The organism is Salicola sp. AFF1, assembly GCF_056783195.1.
In genome coordinates, this window is record NZ_JBXAYL010000016.1 from 23116 (window position 1) to 40222 (window position 17107).

The following is a 17107-nucleotide window of genomic DNA, read 5'->3' on the forward strand; positions in this document are numbered from 1 at the left end:
ATCATCCATGACATCGAGGTGCGCTTGGATTACGGGGGCACTGCTGCTCGCCGCGCCCCTGTTGGCTCAGGCGGCGCCTGAGGGCATTCCGGCGCTATCGCTTACCACGACCGAGGATGGTGAGCAGCAGTACTCCGTGACCCTGCAGATCGTGGCGCTGATGACGGCGCTGAGCTTTCTGCCGGCGGCGCTGATGATGATGACGTCGTTCACCCGCATCATCGTTACCTTCGCCATCCTGCGCCAGGCCATTGGCCTGCAGCAAACGCCTTCCAACCAGATTCTTATTGGGCTCGCGCTTTTTCTGTCCATCTTCATCATGTCGCCGGTCCTGGAGCGGGCGAACGAGCAGGCGCTTCAGCCTTACCTCAATGAGGAGATCGGGGCCCAGGAAGCGGTCAAAGCCGCGAGCCAGCCCTTCCGCGAGTTTATGATTGGCCAGACGCGCAAGACCGACCTGAACATGTTCGTCCGGATCGCCGACAAGGAGGGCAGCTATGAAAACCCGGAGGAGGTTTCGTTCTGGATCCTGATGCCAGCCTTTGTGACCAGTGAGCTCAAAACGGCGTTCCAGATCGGGTTCATGCTCTTTATTCCCTTCCTGATCATCGACATGGTGGTGGCAAGCGTGCTCATGGCCATGGGCATGATGATGCTGTCCCCGATCATTATTTCGCTGCCGTTCAAGATTATGCTCTTCGTGCTGGTCGATGGCTGGGCCATGGTCATGGGTACGCTTGCGGCCAGCTATGGGATATAGACAGGGGGTAAGGCAATGACTCCAGAAGTGGTCATAGATCTGATGCGCGATGCGTTATGGCTGATCGTCACCATGGCCCTGGCAATCATCGGGCCCGGGCTGATGGTCGGGCTGGTGGTTTCCACTTTCCAGGCGGCAACCCAGATCAACGAGCAGACACTGAGCTTTCTGCCACGGCTGATCGTGACGCTGCTGGTGTTGATCGTCTGGGGCCCCTGGCTGCTGACCCTGCTCCTGGATCACACCAATGAGCTGATCAAAAACATTCCGAACCTGATCGGGTAGCGCCATGCCGATTGAGCTGGGACCGGATGCAATCGGGCAGTGGCTTGGCCAGTTCCTGTGGCCGCTGTTCCGCATTGGCAGTTTCCTGATGGTGATCCCCATATTCGGGACCCAGCTGGTCACCATGCGCATCCGCATGGGGCTGGCATTGGCGCTGACGGTGATGATCATGCCCATGATGGGGGATGTGCCGGTTCTGGATTCGATTTCGCCTGAAATGGGCCTGATCGCTATACAGCAGGTGCTGATCGGCAGTGCCATGGGGTTTGCGGTCTACATGCTTTTCCAGTTGTTTGTTGTAGCCGGCCAGATGATCGCCATGCAGATGGGGTTGGGGTTTGCCTCCATGGTGGATCCGGCCAACGGGGTCAATGTGCCGGTGCTGTCCCAGTTCTATCTTAACGGCATTACCTTGCTGTTCCTGGCCATGAATGGGCACCTGGTGCTGTTTGATGTCCTGATCGAGAGTTTCAATACAGTGCCCGTTGCCACTGATGGCCTCGCCATCGAATCCTTTCGTGAGCTCGCCCACCGGATGACCTGGCTGTTCGCCAGTGCGATGCTGCTCGCGTTGCCGGCCATGGCGGCGGTTCTGATTGTTTACATCTCCTTTGGTGTTATGACCCGCGCGGCACCGCAGATGAACATCTTTGCCATCGGTTTTCCCATTGCGCTGTTGTTCGGGCTCTTTGCCAATTGGGTGCTGGTGCGGGATTTGGCGCCGCATTTCCAGGAGTTCAGCCGGGAGACATTCATCTTCCTGCGCGAGATGCAGCGGACCTGATCCGGAGGGGGTTTCATGGCTGAGGGTGGTGACGACAGTCAGGAAAAAACGGAGGATCCGACTCCCAGACGGCTGGAGAAGGCCCGGGAGGAGGGGCAGGTTCCCCAGTCTAAGGATCTTGGCACCGCCCTGGTGCTGATGGCGGGGGCCAGCGGGCTTTTGTTGTTCGGTGGCGCCATCGGCAATGCCCTCAAGAATATGTTCGAGTTCAACTTTGCCCTGGAGCGGGGTCAGATTTTTGACACGTCCCAGATGCTCCAGCACCTGGGGCAGTCCGCCACGACGGCTGCTTATGCCCTGACACCGCTTCTGGCTGTGTTGGCGGTAGCGGCTTTCCTGGGGCCGGTCATGCTTGGGGGCTGGTTGATATCCGGCAAGGCCGTGGCGCCACAGCTCAGCCGCATGAGCCCGATCAAGGGACTGGGGCGGATGTTCGGCCTGCGCTCCCTGGTGGAACTGGGGAAGAGCGTGGCCAAGGTATCGCTCGTTCTGGTCATCGCCGTGGCGATCCTCAATATCCGCACGGAAGACTTGCTGGCCATCTCCAGTGAATCGCCCAACAGTGCCACCGAGCACACGCTCTGGACGCTTGGTTGGAGTTTCTTCCTGCTTTCATGCTCAACCATCATTATAGCGGTGATCGATGTTCCCTTTCAGATCTACGATCACCAGAAAAAAATGCGCATGACCAAGCAGGAGGTGAAGGACGAAAACAAGGAGACCGAAGGCAAGCCCGAGGTCAAGCAGAAGGTGCGCCAGCTGCAGCAGGAGATGACCCAGCGGCGCATGATGGAAGAGGTGCCCAGCGCGGATGTGGTCATTACCAACCCGGAGCATTACGCCGTGGCCCTGAAGTATGACGGCAATAACATGGCGGCGCCGGTGGTGGTTGCCAAGGGTGCCGATGAGATTGCAACCAAGATCATGGAGATCGCGCGTGAGAGCCGGGTGGATGTGCTGCGCACCCCGCCGCTGGCGCGGGCTGCCTATCACAGTACGGAGATAGGCGAGACCATCCCCGAGGGGCTCTATATGGCAGTGGCCCAGGTCCTGGCCTATCTGTTCCAGCTTCGCCAATACCGGCGCAATGGCGGTAAGAAGCCTGTCATGCCCAGGTTGCCCATCCCTGATGATCTCAAGCGCGATGAGTAACGGAGCTGGTACGGCGCTTGCAACCCCAAACTGAGAACCTGGAATGGCGCCGAAAAAATGGCGCCTGAATCAGTCACTCAGCCGCAGGGGGTACCGGGCGGGTCATGGATCGGGCGGTAGCAATCGACCAGCTCAGGGGCTTGAAGGCCATCATGAGCGGGAATGTGGCGATACCGTTCATGCTCATGGTGCTGTTGGGCATGATGACGCTGCCCATTCCGGTTTTTCTGCTGGACGTGGCCTTCACCTTCAATATCGCCCTGTCCCTGGTGATCATTCTGGTCGCCATCTATGCCATGCGGCCCATGGACTTCGCCGCCTTCCCGACGGTTTTGCTTGTGGCCACCCTGTTGCGGCTGGCGCTGAACGTAGCCTCCACCCGGGTGGTGCTTTTGAACGGCCACGAGGGGGGCGCGGCCGCCGGTAAGGTGATCGAATCCTTCGGCGAGGTGTTGATCGGCGGTAACTATGCCGTGGGCCTGGTGGTCTTCGCCATCCTGATGATCATCAACTTCATTGTGGTGACCAAGGGCGCGGGCCGGGTATCCGAGGTCAGTGCTCGCTTCACTCTGGACGCAATGCCCGGCAAGCAGATGGCCATCGACGCGGATCTGAACGCGGGGCTGATCAATCAGGATGAAGCCCGTGAGCGCCGTGCCGAGGTTGCCGGAGAGGCGGATTTCTACGGCTCCATGGATGGTGCCTCCAAGTTCGTGCGCGGTGATGCCATTGCCGGTCTGCTGATCCTGTTCATCAACATTGTCGGTGGGGTCGCCATTGGCATGTTCCAGCATGGGCTGGCCTTTGGTCAGGCCGTGGAGAACTATGCGCTGCTGACCATTGGTGACGGCCTGGTCGCGCAGATCCCTTCGCTGCTTCTGTCCGCCTCTGCCGCCATTATCGTGACCCGGGTGGGCAAGTCCCAGGAAATGACCGCCCAGGTGGTGGAGCAGATGTTTTCCACCCCGCACGCCATTGGCATTGCGGGAGGCATCCTGATTGGCCTTGGCCTGATTCCGGGGATGCCCACCGTGGCTTTCATGGGCTTGGGTGGCATGGCTGCCGGGGTAGCCTGGCTGATCTGGAAGCGGAGCCAGCAGGTGGTGGAAGAAGGCGCCGCGCCGGTGGCGCGCCAGGCAGCCGGTGGCGAGGGTGGCGCCGAGCAGCGCACCCTCAGCGAGGATCAGCAGCAGGCCCTGCCCGGCGGTGGCACCGGTGAGACCAAGGAGCTGGGCTGGGAAGATGTGGTCAGCGTGGATATTGTGGGGCTCGAAGTGGGCTACCGCTTGATCCCGCTGGTGGACAAGAACCAGGGAGGGCAGCTGCTGGCCCGGATCAAGGGGGTGCGCAAGAAACTGTCCCAGGATCTGGGCTTTCTCATGCCGTCCGTGCATATCCGGGACAACCTGGACCTGATGCCCAATGTGTACCGCATCACGCTGATGGGGGTAACCCTGGCGGAAGCCGAAATTCATCCGGACCGGGAGCTGGCGATCAACCCCGGTCAGGTGTTCGGCAAGGTTGAGGGAATTGCCGGCAAGGATCCGGCCTTTGGTCTGGAGGCAACCTGGATCGAAACGTCCCAGCGTGACCAGGCCCAGACGCTGGGCTATACGGTTGTGGATGCCTCCACCGTCGTGGCCACCCACCTGAACCAGGTGCTCCAGGAACATGCCCACGAGCTGCTCGGTCACGAGGAGGTGCAGAAGTGGCTGGATCAGCTGGAAAAGGCATCGCCCAAGCTGGCCGAGGAGCTCGTGCCGAATACCGTTTCCATCAGCCTGTTGCTCAAGGTCCTCCAGAACCTCCTGTTGGAGGAAGTGCCGATCCGCGATATGCGCAGCATTGCCGAGGCCATTGTCAATGTTCAGCCACGCAGCCAGGACCCCAGTGTGCTGACCACGGCGGCCCGCAAGGCGCTCAAGCGCATGATCGTCCAGAAGCTGTGCGGCAACGAGACAGAGATTCCGGTGATCACACTGGACCCTCAGCTGGAACAGATGTTGCTTAAGTCTGTGCAGCAGGGTCAACAATCCGGCACTGCCGACGACATCGGCATGATCCTGGAGCCGAACATGGTCGAAAAGCTCCAGCGCTCACTCTCGGATGCGGCCCAGAAACAGGAGGCGGTCGGCAAACCCGCCATCCTGCTGGTATCGGCTCCCCTGCGGCCGGTGCTGGCAAGGTTTGTCCGGTATGGAGTGGAACGGCTGCACGTTCTTTCCTATCAGGAGATTCCGGAGAACAAGCAGGTCACGATTGTGTCGTCCATAGGGCAATAAACTGACGGCGGCGGAGGTTCCCTGCCATGCAAGTCAAACGCTTCTTTGCTCCCACCATGCCCGAGGCGCTGCGGATGGTCCGCAGCGAAATGGGTGATGACGCGGTCATCCTGTCCAGCAAGCGGGTGGACAACGGCGTCGAAATCGTGACGGCCCTGGATTACGATGAAGGTGAGGTCCGCAGCCAGCTGGGCGTGGCGGACGAAGAAAAGGCCAATGCCTCTCAGCTGGCCGAACTGCAGGCGGAAAAGCATCGTAAGCTGGAAGAGGCCAAGGCGAAATCAAGGGCTCATATCAACGAGGTTCAACAGCGTTCACGCCACAGCCAGGAGCCGGTGGAGCCGGCCACGGTGGGCTCCGGAGAGCAGGAAGCGGGTGTCGATGCTGCCAGCGAAACGGTTCCTGAATCCGACGATGCCATGAGTTCCATGCGGGCCGAGATCCATTCATTGCGTGACATGCTCCAGCAGATGAATGGCCAGCACAACGCCGCCAAACCGGGCGAGAAAACCCAGGGAGTGGTTGAGCAGCGCCTGTCGGACCGGCTGCAGGACCTGGGCTTGCCGCGCGATCAGGCCCGGGAGCTGGGAGCAGAGCACGGCCAGGGGCGTCTGGACGCAGGGTGGAAAAGTGCGCTCAAGGCGCTGGCGGCGAGGCTGGATACAATACGGACGGATCCATTGGAGCGCGGTGGTGTCCATGCGCTGCTCGGCCCCACTGGTTCCGGCAAGACGACCACCATCGGCAAGATGGCCGCTCAGTTTGTTTTGCGTCATGGCGCGGAACAGCTGGCATTGGTGACCACAGACCGCTATCGTGTGGCGGCCCATGAGCAGCTGTTCGTATTCGGGCGGATTCTGAAGGTGCCTGTAAGGGTCGTGGATGAGGCTAACAGCCTGGATGCCATCCTCGATGACCTGTCGGACCGCAAGCTGATCCTGGTGGATACCGCAGGTTTGACGGCGGCGGATCGTGGCTGGGAGGAGCAGATTGATGAACTGGTTAACAGCCGTCATCCGGTACAGCCCTACCTGCTGATTTCAGCCACCAGTCAGCCGCGCATTATGCAATCCACGTGGCATTGCTATAATGCGGTTGGGCTGGCGGGTTGCATTCTGACCAAGACCGATGAAGCCCTGACCCTGGGTGAGGTGGTAGGATTTGCAGCCCAAAGCCGGCTGCCGGTTGCATTCTATACCAATGGCCAGAAAATCCCGGATGACTTGCATCGCGCGGGCGCGGCGGATCTGGTCAAACAGGCAGTGCGTCGACATCAGGCGCTCAATCGCGGCGAAAGCGCCATGGTCGAAGGCGCCTGATCGGGAATCGGGCGTCTCCTTAACAACGGTCAAGCAATCAGGACGGGAGAGCCCATTCCGCATGAGTAATCCGGTACAGGTGGTCGCGGTCACCGGTGGCAAGGGCGGCGTTGGCAAGAGCAACGTGGCGGTGAATCTGGGCATTGCCCTCTGTGAGATGGGGCAACGGGTCGTGGTCCTTGATGCCGACCTGGGTCTGGCCAACATCGATGTGCTGCTGGGGATCAGCGCCAGTTACAATATTTCCGATGTGCTCGCCGGGGAGTGTTCGCTCACGGATATTCTTGTGGATGGTCCTGGCGGCATCCGGATCGTGCCTGCGTCGTCCGGCACTCAGCGGATGACCAATCTCAGCCATATGGAGCATGCGGGTCTGATTTCCGCCTTCAGTGAGCTGGGCGATGACATTGACGTGCTCATTGTGGATACAGCGGCGGGGATCTCGGAGTCCGTTGTCAGTTTTCTCAGGGCCTCCCAGGAGCTGATGCTGGTGGTCAACGATGAGCCTACCTCGATAACCGACACCTACGCTCTCATAAAGCTGATGAACCGGGACTACGATACCCACCGGTTCCGCGTATTGGCGAACATGGTTCGCACCGAGCAGGATGGTAAGGCGCTTTACGATAAACTTTACCGGGTCACTGAGCGCTTCCTGGATGTTGCGTTACAATATGTGGGAGCAATCCCTCTTGATGATGCGGTCAAGAAAGCGGTACGGCGCCAGAAGGCGGTAATGGAGCTCTACCCGAATGCCAAGGCGTCTGGAGCGTTCCGGGAGCTGGCGAAGAAGGTTGACCAATGGCCGCTGCCGTCGTCGCCACGGGGTCACCTGGAGTTCTTCGTGGAACGGCTTGTACAGGACTGACTTGGGGGTTCATTCTTGAGCAGGGGGTTACGGGGGTGGCCAAACCATGACGCAGTCCGGGCCGCTTGAGCTCTATACACAGACCCACCGGGCCGATGTGGACGCACTTGTCGAGACCCACATGCCTCTGGTCAAGAAGATTGCGCTGCACTTGATGGCGCGGCTGCCCGACCATATACAGCTGGAAGACCTGATGCAGGCGGGGATGGTTGGGCTGCTGGAGGCGGCCCGTAAGTATGAGTCCGGTCAGGGAGCGAGCTTCGAGACCTACGCGGGGATCCGCATCCGCGGGGCCATTGTCGATGAGATCCGTCGTGGCGACTGGGTGCCGCGCTCAGTGCACCGCAACGCCCGCCGTATTTCGGAAGCAATACGGACCATTGAAGCGCGGGAAGGCCGTGACGCCAGGGATGCGGAGGTCGCCCAGGAGCTTGGGCTGTCACTGGCCGATTACCACAGCCGCGCCAGTGACGCGACCACCGGTCGACTGTTCAGCCTGGATGAGCTCACCGACAGGAATGAGCACATCAATGATCAGGCCCCCAGTGAGGGGCCCGAAGGTGAGCTTCAGGAAGCGGATTTTCGAAGCGCTCTGGCCGCGGAGATCGACCAGCTGCCCGAACGGGAACGGCTGGTGCTCTCGCTGTATTATCAGGACGAGCTCAACCTCAAGGAGATTGGTGCGGTTCTGGAGGTCAGCGAATCCCGTGTGAGCCAGATCCATGGCCAGGCAGCGGCCCGGCTCAGGGCGCGCATGCGTGAGCGTCTGGGCGGCTGACTGGTGAGATTGGCACAAACGTCTAGACTGTTTGAATAAGCGTTGTAGCACGCGCCACTCAGGCCAACGTTACAACACCGACGTGTTTGGAGGCTGTTTTGGACAAGAACATGAAGATTCTTGTTGTGGATGATTTCTCCACGATGAGACGGATCGTGAGGAACCTGCTGCGCGACCTCGGTTTTAACAACATCGAAGAGGCGGACGATGGCAATAGCGCTCTTCCGATGTTGCGTAACGGCAAATTCGACTTTCTGATAACGGACTGGAACATGCCGGGAATGAGCGGCATGGAGCTGCTCCAGGCGATTCGGGCCGACGAGAATCTGAAGAGTCTCCCCATTCTGATGGTGACCGCGGAGGCCAAGCGGGATCAGATCGTGGCTGCGGCCCAAGCGGGAGTGAACGGCTATGTGGTCAAACCGTTCACTGCCGCCGTACTCAAAGACAAAATCGAGAAGATTTTTGAACGTATCGAGTGAACCGGGTGCCGATCGCATGAGTGAGCTCAACCGGGAAGACATTACCGAGGAAGTGGCAGCGGAGCTCAAAGAGCATGCTACTGCCCTGAAAGACGCCCTGGATCAGGGGAATATCAGTGATGCAATGCAACGCATTGCCGAGTTGGGGGAGGTCCGTGACCGCAGCCTGTATCGGGAGGTGGGCCGCTTGACCCGCAGCCTGCATGAGGCCCTGCGCAATTTTGAGATCAAGGCTGAGAACCGCGAGCAGCAGGAAGAACTGTCCAAGATGGCGGATGCCTCGCACCGTTTGGACTATGTGGTGCACCTGACCAGCCGGTCGGCGAATAAAACGATGGATCTGGTCGAAGAAACCATGCCCATTGCCTCGAACCTGCGTGAGGAAGCCAACGCCATCCGTGATGACTGGGGACGGCTGCGGCGCCGGGAAATGAAACCCTCTGAATTCCGTGAACTCTATCGCCGCATTGACTCCTTCCTGGATCGCATCACTTCTGATTCAGACCGGCTGCACGGCAATCTCTCCGAGATCCTGCTCGCACAGGACTTCCAGGACCTCACCGGCCAGGTCATCCAGCGGGTGACCTCTCTGGTGAAGGAGGTTGAGGATCATCTGGTGAACCTGATGGTTATGGCCAGCGATGTGGACAAAATCGCGGGTGTGGTCCATGACTATGGTGACGACAGTCAGGAAGGCGAGGCGGGCAGCAAAGGCGAGGGCCCCCAGATCGACGAGTCGCAGCAGGATGTTGTTTCCGGGCAGGACGATGTTGACGACCTGCTGTCCAGTCTCGGCTTTTAAGGAGACGTTGCATGGCGTTGGATGCGGACGAAGAGATCCTTCAGGACTTCCTGGTTGAGTCCGGTGAAATACTGGAGCAGCTCTCCGAACAACTGGTTCAGTTGGAGAACAACCCCGGGGACACGGACCTGCTCAATGCCATCTTTCGGGGCTTTCATACCGTCAAGGGCGGTGCCGGCTTTATGCAGCTCGATGCGCTGGTCGATTGCTGCCACAAGGCCGAAAATGTGTTCGATACGCTGCGCAACGGCGGACGGACGGTCGACTCCAACCTGATGGACGTGGTTCTGAGAGCCCTGGATGTTGTCAATTCCCAATTTGACGAGGTCCGAAGCCGCGAAGCGCCGACGCCCGCCGATCCCCAGCTTCTGGAGCAACTCGCCGGGCTTGCCAAGCCGGAAAGCGAGGACAGCACGCCCGCCGCGGCTGAACAGCCGGCCCAGACCGAGGAAAAAGCGCCGCAGGGGGGTGGCGAGGAAGGCGATATTACCGACGATGAATTCGAACAGCTTCTGGATGCCATCGAACCCGAGGATCAGAGTGAGTCTGGAGAGGTAGCGTCCAGCAGTGGGGGACAGGCGTCCGAATCCCAGGCTTCCGGTGATGACGACGAAATCTCCGAGGACGAGTTTGAGGCCCTGCTGGATCAACTCCATGGTGAAGGCAAGCATGCCGGTGCGCCGCCCGCGTCCGAGGCGGTAGGCGGTGACGGTCAAGCCGGCTCCGGCGAAACCCAGGGCAACGCATCTGAGGGCAGCGGTGAAGCCCAGTCCGGGGATGATGATGAAATCTCTGAGGATGAGTTCGAGTCCCTGCTTGATGAACTCCACGGGCCAGGGCAATTCGTACCGGATACAGCGGAGACCTCGGGAGTGGGCGGTAACGGGGAACCCGCTGCTGCGCCACAAACACCATCCAGTAGCGCTGCTGAGGCGCCTGAACCGGCCGTCCCCGCTGCCGCTCAGGCTGACAACAGCAGCGAGCCAGATGAACCGGAGGCGACCGCCCCCCAAAAGAGCGCCTCCCAATCAGCGCCGGCGTCCAAGCAACCCCAGTCGGGTGGTGGTGGCGCTGGCGGCGGCCAGACAGGGGATGATGCAAAATCCGCCGGCGGTGGCGGTGGTGGCGGCGGCGGCAAAGACCAGGCGGCCGCCGCTGCTGAATCCACCGTGAGAGTGGATACACGGCGTCTTGATGACATCATGAACATGGTGGGTGAGCTGGTGCTCATCCGGAACCGGCTCAAGCGCCTGAGTGATGAACTGGACGATGGGCGCGTGCAGAAGACGGTCTCCAATCTGGATGTGGTGACCGGAGATCTGCAGTCTTCCGTGATGCAGACCCGGATGCAGCCGATCAAGAAAGTGTTTGGCCGCTTCCCCCGGGTGGTTCGGGATCTGGCGCGGAGCCTGGAGAAGGAAGTGAACCTGAGCATGAGCGGTGAGGAAACCGACCTGGACAAGAACCTGGTCGAGGCACTATCCGATCCGCTGGTGCATCTGGTCCGCAATGCCGTGGATCACGGCATCGAGATGCCGGATGAGCGCGAACGTAATGGCAAGCCGCGTGTCGGGCGCGTTGCCCTTTCTGCCGAGCAGGAGGGGGATCACATCCAGCTCATGATCGAGGATGACGGTGGTGGCATGGACCCGGAGGCCCTGCGCCGTAAAGCGGTGGAGAAAGGGGTCTACGAGCAGGAGGCCGCTGATCGTCTTTCTGAGGATGAGTGCTATCAGCTCATCTTCGCGCCGGGCTTTTCCACCAATACCGAGATCTCTGATGTTTCAGGGCGCGGCGTTGGCATGGACGTGGTCAAAACCAAGATCAATCAGCTTAACGGCTCGGTTAATATTGACTCCGAGCTCGGGCGTGGCTCGCGCATCGTGATCAAGGTACCGCTGACCCTGGCGATCATGCCGACGCTGATGGTCAAGCTGGAGGAGCAGCCGTTTGCTCTGCCGCTGGTGAACGTGGTGGAGATTTTCCACCTGGACCTGAGCAAGAAAAACATTGTGGATGGGCGCGAATGCATTGTGGTCCGGGACCACGTGTATCCGCTGTTTTACATCAAGAAGTGGCTGGTTGAAGGCGCCAGCATAGATACTGAGGACACGGATGCCCATGTCGTGGTGGTAGCCGTTGGCACCAAACGGGTAGGGTTCGTGGTGGACCAGCTGATTGGCCAGGAGGAAGTAGTCATCAAGCCTCTGGGCAAGATGTTACAGGGGACACCTGGTATGGCGGGCGCTACGATCACCGGGGACGGCACCATTGCGCTGATCCTCGACGTGCCCAGCCTTCTCCAGCATTACGCTTGATAACCGGTCCGTGTCATCGGAGCAGCTGCACCGCGGACCGGACCCCAGTGATTGGAGTCTTGGATGACGGTTTCCGTCCTTGTTGTTGATGATTCCGGGTTTTTCCGCAAGCGTCTGACGGAAATTCTCTCTGCTACCGGTGAACTGGAGGTCGTGGCGGCCGCCAGCAATGGGAAGGAAGCGCTGAGCCTGGTCGAGAAGCACCGGCCTGACGTGATTACCATGGACTACGAAATGCCGGTCATGGACGGCATCAGCGCGGTCCGCAAGATCATGGAGAGCCGCCCGACGCCGGTGCTGATGTTTTCCTCGCTGACCTATGAGGGCGCGCGCGTAACACTGGACGCCCTTGATGCGGGGGCCGTGGACTTCCTGCCCAAGAATTTTGAGGAAATTGCGCGCTCTTCCAGCCGGCTTCAGGAGATTCTGCGCAAGCGCTTGCTCGAGGTGGCGCGGAGCCATCCCGGACGGGGTGGCTCCGGAGGGAGTGCCGGCAAACAGGCGCCCGCATCGGGAGGCGGGGCATCGGCGCCCTCCACCCCGGAACGGCGGCAGGATTCCTCGCGCCCGGCCACTGCGGAGCGCAGGCAGCAGCCCGAGCCGCGTCGCTCCGGCGCGCCGGCCGAGCGCCCTGAAAGCTCTGCGGGCGGTCGCGGTGATACGTCCCGGCGTTCGGCCGCGCGGCATTACGATGTGGTGGCCATCGGTACCTCCACCGGCGGCCCCATCGCACTGCAGAAAGTGCTGGCTGAACTGCCCGCCAACTTCCCGGCCCCCATCATCCTCGTCCAGCACATGCCGGCGAGTTTCACGCTCGCCTTTGCGGATCGGCTCGACAAACTCTGCCGCATCCGGGTTCGGCAGGCCGAGGATGGCGATGTGCTGGAACCCGGGGTTGCGCTGCTGGCGCCCGGAGGGCAGCAGATGCTGGTGGAGAAGAAGGGCGGAACCGGTCGCATCCGGGTTATTCCCGACGACGGTCGACTCAATTACAGGCCCTGCGTGGACGTCACTTTTGGCTCCATTGCCCGCAATTTCCCGGGAAAGACCCTGGCCCTGATCCTCACCGGCATGGGCGCGGACGGCAAGGAGGGGTGCCGGCTGATGAAACAGTCGGGCTCCGTTGTCTGGTCCCAGGATGAAAAAACCTCGGTGATCTACGGTATGCCCATGGCCGTGGCCAAGGCGGGACTGACTGACGAGGTGCTGGCGTTGGATCGGATCGGGAGCCGGTTGACCGAAGGTGTGACCTGATGGATCCACTGAGTCTGCTGGGGGTCATACTGGCGTTTGCGGCGCTGCTCGGTGGTACTGTTCTCGAAGGGGGCACCCTCGGCTCGCTGCTCAACCTGCCCGCTGTTGTGATCGTCATTGGCGGGACACTCGCCGCCATCACCCTGCAGACGCCGAGTTCGGTATTGCGCCGCGCCATGGTGCTGCTGCGCTGGGTGTTCTCGCCTCCGGACATCAGCATGGGGGATGGTGTTGAGAAGGTGGTAGGTTGGAGCATGAAATCCCGCAAAGACGGGATCCTGGGGCTGGAGTCGGTGGCCGAACAGGAAACCGAACCCTTCGCCCGCAAGGGGTTACAGCTGTTGGTGGACGGCGTTGAGCCGGAGACGATCCGCACCATGCTTGAAACGGATCTTGAATCACGCGAAAAAGGGGATCTTGAAGCCGCCCGTGTGTTTGAGTCCATGGGGGGTTATGCTCCCACCATCGGCATTATCGGGGCGGTTATGGGGCTGATCCAGGTGATGACACACCTTGAGGACCCGGCTCAGGTGGGCACAGGGATTGCCACCGCGTTTGTGGCCACCATTTACGGCATCGCGCTGGCGAACCTGTTGTGTTTTCCGGTGGCCAGCAAGCTCCGGAGTCTTGTCCATTATCGCAGCCGCTATCAGGAGATGATGATCGACGGGGTTCTGGGCGTACTGGAAGGCGAGAACCCCAATACCATTGAGCTGCGGCTGCAGGGGTTCATGCACCGCTGAGGATCCAAGCATGAGACGCCGCCGCACCGACGATGAGGAAGGCCCCAGCAACGACCGTTGGCTGGTGTCCTATGCGGATTTCGTCACGGTTCTGTTCGGTTTTTTCGTCTTCCTTTACGCGCTTTCCAATGCGGAACACGCTGAGGTTCAGCGTTTGTCCGAGGCCGTTCAGGGTGTTTTCTCGGGAAAACCGCGCACCATCAATCCCATCCCCATCGGGGAACCGATTACGGCTCCGGACGAGGGCTCGGGGACGGGCCCGCCCCGCTTTTCGGAGCCTGAACTCCGGGACGCGCTGGGAGACGCCCTGGACGGCGTGGCAGAGGGAGAACGGATCCGTTTCCGGGAAGGCAAGCGTTGGTTGGAGGTGACCCTGCCGGGGGATCTGGTGTTCAGCAGTGGCGGGGTCCGCCCCGGTAAGGCGGCGAAGGCCGCCATTGTGCGCATCGCGGAGGTGTTAGCCTCGAATGATAATGCCATTGTGGTGGAGGGGTATACGGACAACCTTCCGATCAGTACCAGCCGTTTCCCTTCCAACTGGGAGCTTTCCGCAGCCCGCGCGGGCGCGGTGGTACGCTTGCTGGAAGCCAATGGGATTGAGCCCGAACGCCTTGCCGCCCTGGGTTATGGGGATAACCACCCGGTGGCCCGTAATGACACTGAGCGTGGGCGGGCTCGCAACCGCCGGGTAACGCTGGTGATTGGGGCGGAGGGGAGCCCGCCGGCCGCACCAGGTCAGCGCTGAAAGTGGCATGGAAACTGCTTCGTGGCTGGTAGCCGTCAAAAGGGCGGCGGTGGCGTTGGGAGAGAGACGAGCGCCGTCGGCACAGCATCGCCGCCAGTGGTTGTTGGCGGCAAGAGTTGGCCGGGGCAGGCCCATCAACATCAGGGGAGTCAAGCGTGCGGATCTGGACAGTGGCGAATCAGAAAGGGGGCGTCGGCAAGACGACCACCGTCGTGGCGCTGGGTGGCTTGCTCGCGGATGCCGGCCATCGGGTGCTGATGGTGGATTTGGATCCCCACGGCTCAGTAACGACCTATTTTGGCCATGACCCTGATGGCATTGAGCATTCAGTATACGACCTGTTTCAGCACGAGGGTAAGGTGCCGCCGGGGCTTCCGGCGCAGTTGATCACCGAGACCAGTCACTCTGGGCTTCACCTGATGCCCGCATCAAGCGCACTGGCCACGCTTGAGCGTCACAGCGTCGGTGTTGCAGGGATGGGGCTCGTCATCTCGCGGTCGCTTTCCACGCTTTGGGATGACTACGATTACGTTCTTATGGACAATTCGCCGTCCCTAGGAGTGCTGATGATCAATGCCCTGGCCGCGGCACAGCACCTGGTGATGCCGGTACAAACCGAGTTCCTGGCCCTCAAGGGGCTGGAGCGGATGCTGCATACCCTTCAGATGGTGATGAAGAGCCAGAAAAACGACCTCGGCTATACCATCGTTCCGACCATGTACGACCGGCGGACGCAGGCCTCGGTTCAAAGCCTGAATCAATTGCGCCGGGATTACGGAGATGAACTCTGGCGCTTCGCCATTCCGGTAGACACACGACTCCGGGATGCCAGCCAGAAGGGGGTGGTGCCGACGGCGATCAGCTCGGATTCCCAGGGAATACGGGCTTATCGTCGTCTGCTCTCGGATCTGCAGATCAAACTGGGTGACGACGGGCGCCCCCGGCAGGGCGCGCAGGCGCGGTAGGCCCGCAGAGGAGACTGGACAGTGGCAGGGCGTGGCAGTAATAAGCCTGATTCGATCCTCGGGGATTATTTTGATGAGCTTCTGTCGTCAGGTGATGAAAGCCCCTGGGCAGAGGACGATGAGCCTGCCAGCGACGAAAGCGCTCGTCGTTCCGGTGCCCCTTTGACGCGGAGACAGGCGCATGCGCGCCAGGAGCGGGCCGCGTCCCGTCCTGTTGCGGAAGCGGAAAAATCAACGCTGAGGCCGGGGATGTTGAGCCCGGCGATTCGCAGTCTGGAGCAGGTCACCACGACTGAGCCGGAGGCCGAAGCCGAGTCCGAGTCTGAAGACCCGGTTGACGCGGTCCCAGAAACACAGACTGTTCCTGAGCCTGAGCCTGAGCCTGAGCCTGAGCCTGAGCCTGAGCCTGAGCCTGAGCCTGAGCCTGAGCCTGAGCCTGAGCCTGCTGTTGGGCGTGAGCCAGAGCTTGAACCCGGAATGCAAAAGGGGAGCTGGCGCAACGGTCGTCCACCCTGGGCCCAGGAAGGGTTTGAGTGCCTCATTTTCCGGGTGGCTGGATTGCAGCTGGCGGTACCATTGGTGCTGCTGGGGCAGGTGCACCGTCTGGAGCACGAGCTGACGCCGCTGGTTGGGCGACCGGACTGGTTCCTTGGGTTGCTGCGGGTTGGTGACCAAACGATAAGGGTGGCTGACACCGCGCGCTGGGTAATGCCGGAGCGTTACCGGGATGATTTCCGCCAGGGGTACCGGTTTGTGATTCAGCTTGGGGACAGTGCCTGGGGGCTGGCCTGCGATGAAGTGGCCCAGTCTTTCCTTGTTCAGCCGGATGAGGTGAAATGGCGTAGTGAGGGTGGCCGCCGGCAGTGGCTGGCAGGCACAATCAAGAAAGAGATGTGTGCGTTGCTGGATGTGTCACAGTTGGCGGCTCTGCTGCAGAAGGCGGAAACCGAAAGGAACCCGGATCTGGACCGATAGTGAGGCGGGGAGTGGCACACTTTGTGCTCTGTTCTATAGTGCAGGGTACGCAGCGATGAAATATTGACAGTTGCCCGGATAGAGAGGCGGATATGGCGACCCAAAGCATTCAGAACGCGGCCCAGCAGAGCAGTGATGACCCGGTGCTGCAATATGTGACGTTCCGGCTCGCGGAGGAGACCTATGGTCTCAACGTGATGCAGATTCAGGAAGTGCTGCGTTACACGGAAATCGCGCCGGTTCCGGGGGCGCCTGATTATGTGCTCGGCATCATCAATCTGCGAGGCAATGTGGTGACGGTGATCGATACGCGGCGCCGTTTCGGCTTACCGGATGGCGAGATTACGGATTCAACCCGCATTGTCGTACTGGAGGCCGAGGAGCAGGTTATCGGCATCATGGTGGATGCGGTGGCCGAGGTTATCTATATCCGTCAGAGCGAAATCGAGAGCGCCCCCAACGTGGGCAACGAGGAGAGCGCTCGCTTCATTCACGGGGTGTGTAACCGCGAAGGCGAGCTTGTAATCCTGGTGGCATTCGAAAAGATGCTGACCGATGAAGAGTGGGCGGAGATTGAATCCCTCTAGGTGGTTGG

General features: G+C 60.6%; 17 protein-coding genes. All 17 read left to right on the forward strand.

Annotation, left to right across the window (positions count from 1 at the left end; all coding sequences use genetic code 11):
• Nucleotides 1-7: 7 nt before the first annotated feature.
• On the forward strand, nucleotides 8-760 hold the full coding sequence (gene fliP, locus AC1RQI_RS11530; protein WP_481904893.1) for a flagellar type III secretion system pore protein FliP: 753 nt from the start codon (nucleotides 8-10) through the stop codon (nucleotides 758-760).
• A gap of 15 nt (nucleotides 761-775) precedes the next feature.
• A complete protein-coding gene (fliQ, locus tag AC1RQI_RS11535; RefSeq protein WP_416634225.1) occupies nucleotides 776-1045 on the forward strand; it encodes a flagellar biosynthesis protein FliQ in 270 nt (89 codons plus the stop codon).
• 4 nt (nucleotides 1046-1049) lie between these two features.
• Entirely contained in the window at nucleotides 1050-1829 is a 780-nt protein-coding gene (gene fliR / locus AC1RQI_RS11540) for a flagellar biosynthetic protein FliR (RefSeq protein WP_481904894.1), read from the forward strand.
• A gap of 15 nt (nucleotides 1830-1844) precedes the next feature.
• Nucleotides 1845-2981, forward strand: a complete 1137-nt coding sequence (gene flhB / locus AC1RQI_RS11545) for a flagellar biosynthesis protein FlhB (protein ID WP_481904895.1) — start codon at nucleotides 1845-1847, stop codon at nucleotides 2979-2981.
• 104 nt (nucleotides 2982-3085) lie between these two features.
• On the forward strand, nucleotides 3086-5263 hold the full coding sequence (gene flhA, locus AC1RQI_RS11550) for a flagellar biosynthesis protein FlhA (protein ID WP_481904896.1): 2178 nt from the start codon (nucleotides 3086-3088) through the stop codon (nucleotides 5261-5263).
• A gap of 26 nt (nucleotides 5264-5289) precedes the next feature.
• Nucleotides 5290-6582: a flagellar biosynthesis GTPase FlhF gene (gene flhF / locus AC1RQI_RS11555; protein WP_481904897.1), complete on the forward strand. Its 1293-nt coding sequence runs from the start codon at nucleotides 5290-5292 to the stop codon at nucleotides 6580-6582.
• Nucleotides 6583-6643: 61 nt separating this feature from the next.
• On the forward strand, nucleotides 6644-7450 hold the full coding sequence (locus AC1RQI_RS11560) for a MinD/ParA family protein (RefSeq protein WP_416634230.1): 807 nt from the start codon (nucleotides 6644-6646) through the stop codon (nucleotides 7448-7450).
• Nucleotides 7451-7496: 46 nt separating this feature from the next.
• The gene (locus tag AC1RQI_RS11565; RefSeq protein WP_481904898.1) at nucleotides 7497-8228 is read left to right on the forward strand and encodes an RNA polymerase sigma factor FliA; all 732 of its coding nucleotides are present in this window, start codon (nucleotides 7497-7499) and stop codon (nucleotides 8226-8228) included.
• A 110-nt stretch (nucleotides 8229-8338) separates the two neighbouring features.
• Nucleotides 8339-8710 carry a chemotaxis response regulator CheY gene (cheY, locus tag AC1RQI_RS11570; RefSeq protein WP_481904928.1) on the forward strand — a complete coding sequence of 124 codons (372 nt, stop codon included), beginning with the start codon at nucleotides 8339-8341 and terminating at the stop codon, nucleotides 8708-8710.
• A 16-nt stretch (nucleotides 8711-8726) separates the two neighbouring features.
• The gene (locus AC1RQI_RS11575; RefSeq protein WP_481904899.1) at nucleotides 8727-9512 is read left to right on the forward strand and encodes a protein phosphatase CheZ; all 786 of its coding nucleotides are present in this window, start codon (nucleotides 8727-8729) and stop codon (nucleotides 9510-9512) included.
• An 11-nt stretch (nucleotides 9513-9523) separates the two neighbouring features.
• A complete protein-coding gene (locus tag AC1RQI_RS11580; RefSeq protein WP_481904900.1) occupies nucleotides 9524-11830 on the forward strand; it encodes a chemotaxis protein CheA in 2307 nt (768 codons plus the stop codon).
• A gap of 63 nt (nucleotides 11831-11893) precedes the next feature.
• Nucleotides 11894-13084, forward strand: a complete 1191-nt coding sequence (locus tag AC1RQI_RS11585; RefSeq protein ID WP_481904901.1) for a protein-glutamate methylesterase/protein-glutamine glutaminase — start codon at nucleotides 11894-11896, stop codon at nucleotides 13082-13084.
• On the forward strand, nucleotides 13084-13827 hold the full coding sequence (locus tag AC1RQI_RS11590; protein WP_416634237.1) for a flagellar motor protein: 744 nt from the start codon (nucleotides 13084-13086) through the stop codon (nucleotides 13825-13827). Before AC1RQI_RS11585 ends, AC1RQI_RS11590 begins: the two co-directional genes overlap by 1 nt.
• A gap of 10 nt (nucleotides 13828-13837) precedes the next feature.
• Nucleotides 13838-14572, forward strand: a complete 735-nt coding sequence (locus AC1RQI_RS11595; RefSeq protein ID WP_481904902.1) for an OmpA family protein — start codon at nucleotides 13838-13840, stop codon at nucleotides 14570-14572.
• A gap of 155 nt (nucleotides 14573-14727) precedes the next feature.
• A complete protein-coding gene (locus AC1RQI_RS11600; protein WP_481904903.1) occupies nucleotides 14728-15537 on the forward strand; it encodes a ParA family protein in 810 nt (269 codons plus the stop codon).
• A gap of 21 nt (nucleotides 15538-15558) precedes the next feature.
• Nucleotides 15559-16512 (forward strand): chemotaxis protein CheW, encoded by a 954-nt coding sequence (locus tag AC1RQI_RS11605; protein WP_481904904.1) that lies wholly within the window; start codon nucleotides 15559-15561, stop codon nucleotides 16510-16512.
• Between the two features lie 92 nt (nucleotides 16513-16604).
• Nucleotides 16605-17099 (forward strand): chemotaxis protein CheW, encoded by a 495-nt coding sequence (locus AC1RQI_RS11610; protein WP_416634241.1) that lies wholly within the window; start codon nucleotides 16605-16607, stop codon nucleotides 17097-17099.
• The last annotated feature ends 8 nt before the right edge of the window (nucleotides 17100-17107 follow it).

Coding starts and splice junctions, on each gene's coding strand:
- fliP (WP_481904893.1), top strand. CDS start 8: ATGACATCGAGGTGCGCTTGGATTACGGGGGCACTGCTGCTCGCCGCG.
- fliQ (WP_416634225.1), top strand. CDS start 776: ATGACTCCAGAAGTGGTCATAGATCTGATGCGCGATGCGTTATGGCTG.
- fliR (WP_481904894.1), top strand. CDS start 1,050: ATGCCGATTGAGCTGGGACCGGATGCAATCGGGCAGTGGCTTGGCCAG.
- flhB (WP_481904895.1), top strand. CDS start 1,845: ATGGCTGAGGGTGGTGACGACAGTCAGGAAAAAACGGAGGATCCGACT.
- flhA (WP_481904896.1), top strand. CDS start 3,086: ATGGATCGGGCGGTAGCAATCGACCAGCTCAGGGGCTTGAAGGCCATC.
- flhF (WP_481904897.1), top strand. CDS start 5,290: ATGCAAGTCAAACGCTTCTTTGCTCCCACCATGCCCGAGGCGCTGCGG.
- AC1RQI_RS11560 (WP_416634230.1), top strand. CDS start 6,644: ATGAGTAATCCGGTACAGGTGGTCGCGGTCACCGGTGGCAAGGGCGGC.
- AC1RQI_RS11565 (WP_481904898.1), top strand. CDS start 7,497: ATGACGCAGTCCGGGCCGCTTGAGCTCTATACACAGACCCACCGGGCC.
- cheY (WP_481904928.1), top strand. CDS start 8,339: ATGAAGATTCTTGTTGTGGATGATTTCTCCACGATGAGACGGATCGTG.
- AC1RQI_RS11575 (WP_481904899.1), top strand. CDS start 8,727: ATGAGTGAGCTCAACCGGGAAGACATTACCGAGGAAGTGGCAGCGGAG.
- AC1RQI_RS11580 (WP_481904900.1), top strand. CDS start 9,524: ATGGCGTTGGATGCGGACGAAGAGATCCTTCAGGACTTCCTGGTTGAG.
- AC1RQI_RS11585 (WP_481904901.1), top strand. CDS start 11,894: ATGACGGTTTCCGTCCTTGTTGTTGATGATTCCGGGTTTTTCCGCAAG.
- AC1RQI_RS11590 (WP_416634237.1), top strand. CDS start 13,084: ATGGATCCACTGAGTCTGCTGGGGGTCATACTGGCGTTTGCGGCGCTG.
- AC1RQI_RS11595 (WP_481904902.1), top strand. CDS start 13,838: ATGAGACGCCGCCGCACCGACGATGAGGAAGGCCCCAGCAACGACCGT.
- AC1RQI_RS11610 (WP_416634241.1), top strand. CDS start 16,605: ATGGCGACCCAAAGCATTCAGAACGCGGCCCAGCAGAGCAGTGATGAC.